This is a genomic window from Magnetospirillum sp. SS-4, assembly GCF_902729425.1.
GTDB lineage: Bacteria > Pseudomonadota > Alphaproteobacteria > Rhodospirillales > Magnetospirillaceae > Phaeospirillum.
In genome coordinates this window covers 1-10,245 of record NZ_CACVCH010000085.1, presented here as the reverse complement: position 1 = coordinate 10,245, position 10,245 = coordinate 1, and the positions used below count along the sequence as shown (strand labels likewise).

6 protein-coding genes are annotated in these 10,245 nt (G+C 64.1%); 2 read left to right on the top strand and 4 right to left on the bottom strand.

Features of this window, described 5'->3' with window-relative positions; translation table 11 throughout:
• Positions 1-1,167: dGTP triphosphohydrolase (gene dgt, locus MTBSS4_RS15870; RefSeq protein ID WP_173984382.1), on the bottom strand; the 1,167-nt coding region annotated here is incomplete at its 3' end.
• A gap of 402 nt (positions 1,168-1,569) precedes the next feature.
• The gene (gene parE / locus MTBSS4_RS15865; protein WP_217425558.1) at positions 1,570-3,561 is read right to left on the bottom strand and encodes a DNA topoisomerase IV subunit B; all 1,992 of its coding nucleotides are present in this window, start codon (positions 3,559-3,561) and stop codon (positions 1,570-1,572) included.
• Positions 3,562-3,655: 94 nt separating this feature from the next.
• Between parE and MTBSS4_RS15860 the strand changes: the two genes are divergently transcribed.
• Positions 3,656-4,060 carry an acyl-CoA thioesterase gene (locus MTBSS4_RS15860; protein ID WP_173984380.1) on the top strand — a complete coding sequence of 135 codons (405 nt, stop codon included), beginning with the start codon at positions 3,656-3,658 and terminating at the stop codon, positions 4,058-4,060.
• 47 nt (positions 4,061-4,107) lie between these two features.
• Positions 4,108-4,896 (top strand): hypothetical protein, encoded by a 789-nt coding sequence (locus tag MTBSS4_RS15855; protein ID WP_173984379.1) that lies wholly within the window; start codon positions 4,108-4,110, stop codon positions 4,894-4,896.
• Between the two features lie 28 nt (positions 4,897-4,924).
• Here the strand turns inward: MTBSS4_RS15855 and MTBSS4_RS15850 are convergent, their stop codons facing one another.
• Together MTBSS4_RS15850 and MTBSS4_RS15845 are read right to left on the bottom strand one after the other, a co-directional pair.
• The gene (locus tag MTBSS4_RS15850) at positions 4,925-5,797 is read right to left on the bottom strand and encodes a serine/threonine-protein kinase (protein ID WP_173984378.1); all 873 of its coding nucleotides are present in this window, start codon (positions 5,795-5,797) and stop codon (positions 4,925-4,927) included.
• Between the two features lie 73 nt (positions 5,798-5,870).
• A partial coding sequence (locus tag MTBSS4_RS15845; protein WP_173984377.1) for a tandem-95 repeat protein occupies positions 5,871-10,245 on the bottom strand: 4,375 nt, incomplete at its 5' end.

The window sequence follows — 10,245 nt, the reverse complement described above, 5'->3', positions numbered from 1 at the left end:
TAATTCGATCTTCAAGACGGACTTGTGACGGTACGCTCTTTCCAATGCAAAGTTCTTAAGAGCCTTACAAAGTAATCTCGCTTTGCTCACGCCCATCAATGTGTCCTTAAATGAACAATCGAGCATCTGCTCTCGGTGCGTTGAAAATGCTTCAATAATTGCATTCACCATCGCCCCAATTGCATGAACCCTGAACTTCTGCATGGATACATCATTAAGCTCGGCTGGAGAGAGCTCAAATTTCCGGTTTTCTTGATAATCATTCAGTGAATTATTAACCACATCTTTTGCAACGACATCGTCAACGTCCTGGAGGAATTGGATAACATCATTGAAGGACACGAGCCCTTTCTTCACAGCATCCTCAACGTCTATGACCGAATAGGCGATATCGTCGCATGCCTCCATAATGAAGGTCAGGGGGTGGCGGATACCCTCATTCAGGCCAGTATGCGCCCAAACTTCCTTTACGACATCTGCCTCCGATTGGAAGAACCCAGGCTTCTTTGCACTCTTGTTATCCGTCGCACCAGCTTTGTCCGAGGAGACGGTATACTTCAGAAGAGCTGCGAGAGTGGCATAGGTCAGATTTAGCCCATATCCGTCTGTTATAATTTGCAGGTGAGTAAGCAACCGGAACGTCTGTGCATTTCCGTCAAATTTCAGAAAGTCGGCACGCATCGCCGGTGTGATATTTTCTAAGTCTGTCTTGAGGTCATCGATATTGCCGGAACCTGCATTGGCTGGCGGTTCAAATAGCTTGCTCTCATTCTTTTTTATCCACCGCTGGATTGCTGTTTCTCCTTGATGACCAAACGGCGGATTCCCGAGATCATGGGCAAGCCCGATAGCGGCCAGCAGTGCGGGGACGTTGCGCTGTGAATTAATCCCGGGAGGCAGCCCTAGGACCGAGAAGGCCAAGTGAGTGCCGATGCTTCTCGCCAAGTTTGCGACCTCATGCGAATGGGTCAGGCGCGTCCGCACGCTATCATTCTTCTCAAGCGGGAAAACCTGCGTCTTGTCTGCGAGGCGCCGCACGGGTGCTGAAAACAGGATCCGATCAAAGTCACGTTCGATCTCGGTTCTAGAGCCCACGGCCTTGACGGGGGTCGAACTCCGCCGCCTACGCTCGCAAGACAGAAGGTTTTCCCACTTTAGCGTAGACATCTTCCCTCCTCGTTTCCGCACCATATGTGGTGTGTTCTATCGTGCTTGGCCGCAAGCTTATACGATGGGTAGCCAGCCGACAAGGCGTGGCCGCGCCTTGGCATCCCAAGCTGCCAGACCAACAAGACCGGAAAAAGTGGAGTTACGGTGCCACAGCACATATCCCGAAGGTCCGCTTTACCGCCCCCATCCCCAAAACCCGCCCTTCCGCTTCCGGCCCAACGTGGTCATTGCCGACAATGGGCTCAGTTGGACATCAGCGTATGCTGATCACGTATGGAGTGTAGGTCGTGACGCCCGGATTACGCCCCAATCTCGAGAGAATCCGGCCCCGGTAAGGCCTCACAGGCCATTCTCATCTTATGGCCAGAATTCTCACCTTATGCCCAGGCCTACACAGCCCTACACGTCGAGGTCGGTGGCGAATCTGGCCCGTTCCTGGATGAACTGAAAGCGCAGTTCCGGCTTGCGGCCCATCAGGCTTTCCACCAGCCGGGCGACCTCCTTGGCTTCCTCGTGGTCCTCCTCGGTGCGGCCGGAGGGGATGGTGACGCGAAGCAGGGTCCGCTTCGCCGGGTCCATGGTGGTTTCCTTGAGCTGCGAGGGCGGCATCTCGCCCAGGCCCTTGAAGCGGCTGATCTCGACGTTCTTCTTGTTGGCGAACACCGTCTTCAGCAGCTCTTCCTTGTGGGCGTCGTCGCGGCCATAGATCACGGTCTGTCCGTGCGCCAGCCGATAAAGTGGCGGCAGCGCCAGATAAAGGTGACCGTTCCTGATCAGGTCGGGCATTTCCTGGTAGAAGAAGGTCATCAGCAGCGAGGCGATGTGGGCGCCGTCCACGTCGGCGTCGGTCATGATGATGATCTTCTCGTAGCGCAGCTTCTCGTCGTCGTACTGGTCGCGGACGCCGCAGCCCAGCGCCTCCATCAGGTCCTTCAGTTCCTGGTTCTGGCGCAGCTTGTCGATGGAGGCGGAGGCGACGTTGAGGATCTTGCCGCGCAGCGGCAGGATGGCCTGGGTCTCGCGGTTGCGGCCCGACTTGGCGCTGCCGCCGGCCGAATCGCCCTCGACCAGGAACAGTTCGGTGCCGACATTGACCGAGCGCGAGCAATCGGCCAGCTTGCCGGGCAGACGCAGGCGCTTGGTGGGCGTCTTGCGGCTCATCTCCTTGGCCTGACGGCGGCGCTGGCGGTCCTCGGCCCGCTCGATCAGCTTGGTCAGCAGGGCGGCGGCCGAGGCCTTGTCGCCCGACAGCCAGTGGTCGAAGTGATCCTTGACCGCGTTCTCGACCAGCCTTGTCGCCTCGGGGCTGGCCAGCTTCTCCTTGGTCTGGCCCTGGAACTGGGGATCGCGGATGAACAGGCTGACCATGACCGAGGCGCCGCCCATGACGTCCTCGGCGGTGATCTGCGCCGCCTTCTTGTTGCCGGCCATGTCGCCATAGCCGCGCAGGCCACGGGTCAGGGCGTTGCGGAATCCGGCCTCGTGGGTGCCGCCGTCGGGAGTAGGCACTGTGTTGCAATAGGTGTTGACGAAGCCGTCCTCGTCATCGTCGGGCCACGCCACCGCCCATTCCACCTGCCCCATGTCGTCGGACAGCGGCGCGGTGCCCTGGAACAGGTCGCGGGTGATCAGCGGCCGGTCCTTCAGCACCGCCTTGAGAAAGTCGGACAGGCCGCCCGGGAAATGCAGCGTGTCCTCGGCCGGAATCTCGTCGCCGTCCTTGATCAGCGCCGGATCGCATTTCCAGCGGATCTGGACGCCACGGAACAGATAGGCCTTGGATCGCGCCATGCGATAGAGCGGACCGGGCCGCAAATGGGCGCGTTCGCCGAAGATTTGCGGATCGGGATGAAAGGTGACGCTGGTGCCCCGGCGGTTGTGGACCGCGCCCACCTTTTGCAGCGGTCCCAGCGGCGCCCCGCGCGAGAAGCTTTGGGTGTAAAGCGTCCGCTCGCGCGCCACCTCGACCACCAGGCTGTCCGACAGGGCGTTGACCACCGACACGCCGACGCCGTGCAGGCCGCCCGAGACCTTGTAGGCGTCGCCGCCGAACTTGCCGCCCGAGTGCAGCGTGGTGAGGATCACCTCCAGCGCGCTCTTGTCGGGAAACTTGGGGTGCGGGTCGATGGGAATGCCGCGGCCGTTGTCGCGCACGGTGCACAGGCCGCCGGCCATCAGTTCCAGTTCGATCCAGCTGGCGTGGCCGGCCACCGCCTCGTCCATGGCGTTGTCCAGCACCTCGGCCACCAGATGATGCAGCGCCCGGTCGTCGGTGCCGCCGATATACATGCCGGGACGGCGGCGGACGGGTTCGAGGCCTTCGAGGACCTCGATATCCTTGGCGGAATATTCGGCGCCCTTGGGGGCAAGCGTCTGGAACAGATCGGACATGGCGGGCATTATAGGAATGTGTTGGCGTGGCGCAAGCGCATGCTGTAGCCTCGCCAAAGTTAACCACAACATATTGTAAGGTCCAGGTTCCCTCATGAGCGAGAGCATTGAAATCAGCAGCGCCCCTCGCGGCCGCCTGTCGACCCGGGCCATCGCCATGCCCGCCGACACCAATCCGTTCGGGCATGTGTTCGGCGGCTGGCTGCTCAGCCAGATGGATCTGGCCGGCGGCACCCATGCCTATCGCCGCGCCAAGGGGCATTGTCCCACCGTGGCGGTCGAGGGCATGGAATTCCACCAGCCGGTCTATGTGGGTGACGAGGTCAGTTGCTATACCGAGATCATCCGGGTCGGCCGCACCTCGATCTCCATCCGGGTCGAGGCCTGGGTTCGCCGCCACGGCGGCAGTGACGCCCTGGTCAAGGTGACCAGCGCCATCTTCACCTATGTCGCCATCGGCGAGAACGGCAGGAAGCGCGAGGTTCCGCCGGAGGAATGAGACGGGGGGCCTGGGCAATGCCGCGTCGGCTGGCTTTGATTGTTCCGGTGACGCTCTGGCTCGCCGGCTGTTCCGGACTGAAGGTCGAGGCGGCGGCGGAGAAGCCGCCGTTCACGGTGGAAATCCATGCCACGCCGGTTTCCGCCACCGACGGCGCCGCCTTCAAGGTCTGGGGCGAACGGCTGCGGCAGCGGCAGTGGAACCATTACGAATGTGCGCCAGTGGTCGGACATCCCGGCGCGGCGTTGTGCCTGTTCTCCCATTCCATGCTGATGCGTCAGATTTTCGCTTCCGCCGTATGGGACGTGGAAGGCCCGCGCAAGGGCGACCGCCGTGACGGCAGCATCCTGGGGATCGACCTGCGGTTCCGCGACCTGGAGGCGTTCGCCGAGCGGCGCTGCCTGGAAATGCCGTCGCGCGGTCCGGCATGCAGCCCGGTCGAGCGCGCCTTCCTGCTGGAGGTGCTGCCTCGCCTGGAGGCCGAGCTTGGCGCGACCTCGGTCATCGCCGCTCCATGGGGCAATCTGGAGATCATCGAGCATGAGCTTCTGCATGCCCAGTACTTCTCGGACGACGCCTATCGCAACGCCATCGGCGAGTTCTGGCACAGGTCGCTGAATCCCAGGCAGCGCAACGCCTTCCGGTCCCATCTTCACGGATTGTACGATTCCGCCAACGAAGACCTGATGATCAACGAGTTCCAGGCTTATATGCTGCAATCGCACGAGGTCGACTGGCTGCCTGGATTCCGCGACAGGCACCGCCAGCCCCTGCTGGATTTCCTGGTCGCCAGGGGCTTGATGCCGAACAAGGTGGTGTTCGACGACGTCCCCTGACCGGGGACGCCGGGTGATGCCGCCGCCGTCATTCCGGCCGGGGCAGGGGAATCGCCGCCAGATTCCGCGCCATCTCCAGGGCGGAGGGCCTCTGCCCGGCCCGGTACGACAGCGCCCGGCACAGCAGGTCGGCGAAAGCCGGCGGCAATCCTTGCACCGCCCGCAGCTTTTCCCGATCGGGGAAGCTGCCGGTCAGCATGCGGATGCCGATCACTCCCACGGAAAAGATATCCGAACGATCCGTCGCCTGGGCGGAATCGGCATATTGTTCAGGGCTGATATAGTCGCGGGTGCCGATCCAGAACGGTTCGGCGGCGGGCTTCTCGTCCGGCGCTTTCGCCATGCCGAAATCGATCAGCTTGATCCGGCTGCCGGTTCCGTTGGACAGCAGCAGATTGCGCGGCTTGATGTCGCGATGGACGATGCCCTTGCCGTGAATCGCCACCAGGGCCGACAGCAGTTCCAGCAGCACCTGGCGGGTCCTGGCCGGGCTGGCGGCGCGGGGGCGTTCGCTCTCTCCCATTGCGGCCACGGCCTCCGGTTCGAAGTCGTCGGTGCCGATTTCCCTGCGCAATGATCCCGACAGGGCCTGCATGAAGATGGCCGGCCGGCCGTCGTCGAGGCGGTCCAGGGCCACCACCGGAATGATGTGGGGGTGATCGAACCGGGCCAGCAGGCGGGCTTCCTGGATGAAGCGGCGGCGCCATTCATCCGCGTCGAACGGCGGCCGGGTTCCGTTCCCGTCCAGCTTCAGCGCGAATATCTTCACCGCGACCCGGCGGCCCAGCCTCATGTCCTCGGCCAGCCATATGTCCGAGAAATCCGTCTCCACCAGCCTGTGGACGAAGCGCCAGCCGGCAAGGCTGGGCGGCGGGCGTGCCGGTTGCTCCCCCTCGGTCATTTGCCTCTCCGCGCAAGAAAAAGGGCCCGCCGGCCTTGCGGTCGACGAGCCCTCGGATAATGCCACGCCAGGATCAGAACTTGATCGCCTCGATGTTGGTGAACTCGATGGTCTGATCGCCCTGATCGGAATGAACGGTGATGGTGCCGCCCTTGTCCTGGCCAAGCTGGATGGTGCCGGCCGACTGGCTGTCGCCATCCGACTGCACCGTCCAACTGTTGTCGCCGGCGGTGATGGTGATGGTGGCGCCCGCCTCCATGTTGGTGGACAGGTCGATGGTGTCGGTCCAGTTGCCGCCGGCGCCGCCGTTGACCACGTCGTGGCCGGTGCCGAAGTCGAACAGGAACAGGTCGGAGCCGTCCTGGCCCATCAGGTCGTCGGCGCCCGCGCCGGCCACGATGGTATCGTCGCCGCCGCCGCCGTGGATGGTGTTGCCACCGTTGCCGGCCACCAGCAGATCATCGCCGCCGGCCGACCAGATCACGTCATGGCCGCTGCCGCCGGCCACCGTCAGGTCGCCGTAATCATAGCGGGTCGTGGTCATGTCGAGGATGACATGATCGCCGTCGCCAAGCTGGATGTGATCGAACCCGGAGATCTTCTGCTGGCCATCGGCGCCTTCCAGCGACATGTAATCGCGGCCTTCGGCGCCGACCAGGGTATCGCCCTCATTTCCGCTGTAGGTCTCGTCGTGGCGGTTATAGCCCTTGATGCTGATGGTGTCGCCGGTGCCGGAATGGCCCTCGTTGCCGACATCGACCGCCCGCCAGCCTTTGCCCCAGTTGGTGCCGTCGTCGCTGGCCTGCACGACAGCGCCGGCGCTGCCGCCATGCCCGTGGCCGCCGCCGCTGCTGCCGCCATGTCCGCGACCGCCGCCGCTGCTGCCGCCATGTCCGCGACCGCCGCCGCTGCTGCCGCCACGTCCGCGACCGCCGCCGCTGCTGCCGCCACGTCCGCGACCGCCGCCGCTGCTGCCGCCATTCTCGGCGTTGTTGTGATCGCCCGAATTGCCGGGGGCGTCCTGATCGCCGTTGCCATAGCCGTTGTTGGCATGGCCGCCGCCGCTGCCGCCGACCGTCCACGACCCGTCCGGTCCCCAGCTCTCCTCACGGCCGCCGCCATTGCCCCAGCCGATGACATGGCCGGCGCTCTGGCTGCCGCCGCCGGATCCGCCGGTGACGTTGACGGTGATGGTCTGGGTGGTAAGTCCGCCCTGACCGTCGCTGACCTGGACCGAGAACACGTCGGTTCCGCTCCAGGTGGTGTCGTCGGCGTTGTAGAAGAACGAGCCGCTGTCGGCATCGAGATAGAGGCTGCCGTTCTGATCGCCGTCCAGGACCGTATAGGTCAGGCGGTCGCCGTCTGCGTCGGTGGCCGCCACCTTGCCGATATTGGAGGTGTTGGCCGCCGAGTAATCCACGGTCACCGTCGCGGTGGTGCGCGATGCGTCGATCACCGGCGCGGCATTGGCCTCGGCCACCGTGACGGTAATGGTTTCGGAGGTGGTGCCGCCGCGCCCGTCGGAGACGATCACGGTGAAGCTGTCCTCGCCGACGTAATTGGTGGCCGGAGTATAGGTGAAGCTGCCGTCCGGCTGGAGTTCGACGCTGCCGTGCTGCGGCCCGTCATTGCCGCCGGCCAGGGTGAAGCTGAGACTGTCGCCATCGACGTCGGACGCTTCGATGCCGCCGGTGATCGCGGTGTTCTCGAAGCCGCTGCCGCCCGAGACGCTTTCGATCACCGGCGCGTCGTTGACGTCGTCGACCCGCATGGTGACCGTGGCGGTGTCGGTGCCGCCCTGGCCGTCGCTCACCGTGTATTCGAAGGTGGCGGTGCCGTGGAAGTCGGGATCGGGCGTGAAGGTGATCGCGCCGGTCTCGTCCATGGAGACCGTTCCGTTGGTGGCGTTGCCGACGCCGGTGATCGACAAGGTGCCGCCATCCGGATCGCTGTCATTGGCCAGAAGGTCCGAGGCGTTGAGGGTCAGGGCCCGGTCCTCGGCGGTGGCGATGCTTTCGTCGACCATCGTTTCGCCGGCATTGCCGCCCTCGCCCGTCACCGTGGTGGTGGCGGTGTCGCCGCCATTGGCCTCGGTCGCGGTGACCGAGGTGGTCAGGCCCGACAGGTCCAGCGGTTCGTTGCTGACCACGGTCAGTTCCACCGGCTGGCCCGATGCCACCTGGATGGAATAGGTGCCGTCGTCGTTGGCGGTCAGCGTGGTGTCGCCCTGCATCAGGGTGGCGCCGGCCGGCAGGTTGTCGATGGTGACCACCGACAGGCTTTCCGAACCGTCGGTATCGTTGAGGGCCGCCGTGACCGTCAGCGGATATTCATAGGTGTCCGGAGTCGACTCGCCGCCGGTGAACGCCGAGGCGTCGCCGATGACCTGACCGTCCGAGAACTTGATGTTCTCGAAATCCTTGACGTAGTTCTTTATGCCGTTGGCGTTGGCATCCCATTGCGCCTTGGTGACGCCGGTCAATTCGATGGAATCGTTGCCGGCGCCGCCGGTCACCGTCGCCCACAGGTTCTGGCCGGTGATGGTCAGGTGATCGTCGCCGGTGCCCATGTCGACCTTGGCGGAAATATCGCCGCCCAGGATGACGGTGTCGTCGCCTTGGCCGGCATCGATGCTGGCCCAGGTGTTGTCGCGGACCTCCAGATAGTCGTTGCCGGACCCCAGGTCGATCTTGGCGCTGACGTCGTCGCCCACCAGGATGCGGTCGTCGCCCTGGCCGGCGTTGATGCTGGCGTTGACGTCGCCGCCGATGTGAAGGTCGTCGTTGCCGGACCCCAGGTTGATCTGGCTGTTGACGTCGCCTCCGATCTTGACGTCGTCGTCGCCCGAGCCGGCGGTGATGGAGCTGTTGGCGTCGCCGCCCACCTCCAGCCGGTTGTCGCCATTGCCGAGATTGATGTTGCCGTTCAGGTCGTCGCCAACCCGCACGGTATCGTTGCCGGACCCGGCCGAGACCGAGGCGTTGACGTCGTCGCCGACGTCGAGGGCGTTGACGCCGTTGCCCAGGTCGATATTGCCGTTGACGTCGCGGCCGATGGTCACCTGATCGTCACCGTTGCCGGTGCTGATGCTGGCGTTGTTGTCGCGGCCTACGCCAACTAGATCGGCGTTGCTGGTGCCGCCGTAGTTGGAATTGAGATCGGTCCCGTAATTGGTGGTGGTCGTCGCCGTGGTCGGGTCGGTCATGGCGGCAAGGCCGTCCCAACGGGCGGCCGCGCCGTCCTGGCCCTCGGTCACCACCGCTTCGCCGATGTCGACGGCAAGCGCCGGTCCCTGGGCGACCATGTCGATGGTGCTGTCGTCGGTGGCGATCGGCCCCTGGTTGTTGCTTTCCACATTGACCGTCACGGTCTCGGTGGTGGTGCCGCCGTGGCCGTCGTCGATCACCACCTTGAAGGTGTCGCTGCCGATGAAGTTGCCGGTGGGCGTATAGGTAAAGGTGCCGTCGGGGTTGAGCACGACGCTGCCATGCTGCGGTCCGTCATTGCCGGTGGCCAGGGCGAAGTTGAGCTGGTTGCCGTCGGCGTCGGTGGCTTCGACCTGACCGGTCACGGCATTGCCGGTGATGGTGGTGACGCTTTCGGCGTCACCGGCATCGGGAGTCTCGTTGCCGAGATCCAGGGTGACCTCGGCGCTGGCCGTGGCGGTGGCGACCGAATCGCCATCCACGCTGACGGCATTGACCGACACCGACAACTCGCCGGTGAAGCCGGGCGGGGTGGTGACGGTCAGGCCGTCGAGATTGGCCGGGTCAAGGCTGTAGGAACCGTCGGCGCCCGGAACCAGGGCGACGCCGTCCTGCATCAGCACCGCTCCGGCCGGCAGGCCGGACAGCACGACCGAATGGCTCTCCGAACCGTCCATGTCGGAGAAGTTGGCCGACACGTTGACCTCGTGGGTCGAGGTCGGTTCGGCCTCGTTCCACGATACCGTCATGTTGAGGTCGTTGAAGTCGTTGTCGCCGCCGCCGTTCAGATCTTCCCAGTTCTGGTTGCCGCCGTCCTGGCTGGTATCGACCATGTGGCCGAGGCCGTCCGAGTTGAGCGAGGCATTGTCGAACAGCACCTTGGTGCCGGTGCCGCTCAGCACCTGGCCGTTGCCGTCGAGAACCTGCCAACGGCCGGATGCATCCTGCGAGAAGGTGACGTCCGAGCCGTTCTGGATCGAGGCGTTCTGATCGCCGTTCGGGATGATGAAGAAGCCGACGCTGTCGGGATCGACGCCCTCGATGGTCACCGTCTGGCCGTTGCTGTCGTGGACATCCTTCCAGATGATCTCGCCAGCGGTCGGATGGCCGTTCTCGTCCATGACGTAATAGCCGTAGGTGTTGTGATACCCGGCCGAACCGCCATGGTTGGTGACGTCAAAGCTGCCGTTGACCTCCACGGTGCCGGCGCCGATCTCGACCGATACCGTCGCCTGATCGGCG

Coding starts and splice junctions, on each gene's coding strand:
- parE (WP_217425558.1), bottom strand. CDS start 3,561: ATGTCCGATCTGTTCCAGACGCTTGCCCCCAAGGGCGCCGAATATTCC.
- MTBSS4_RS15860 (WP_173984380.1), top strand. CDS start 3,656: ATGAGCGAGAGCATTGAAATCAGCAGCGCCCCTCGCGGCCGCCTGTCG.
- MTBSS4_RS15850 (WP_173984378.1), bottom strand. CDS start 5,797: ATGACCGAGGGGGAGCAACCGGCACGCCCGCCGCCCAGCCTTGCCGGC.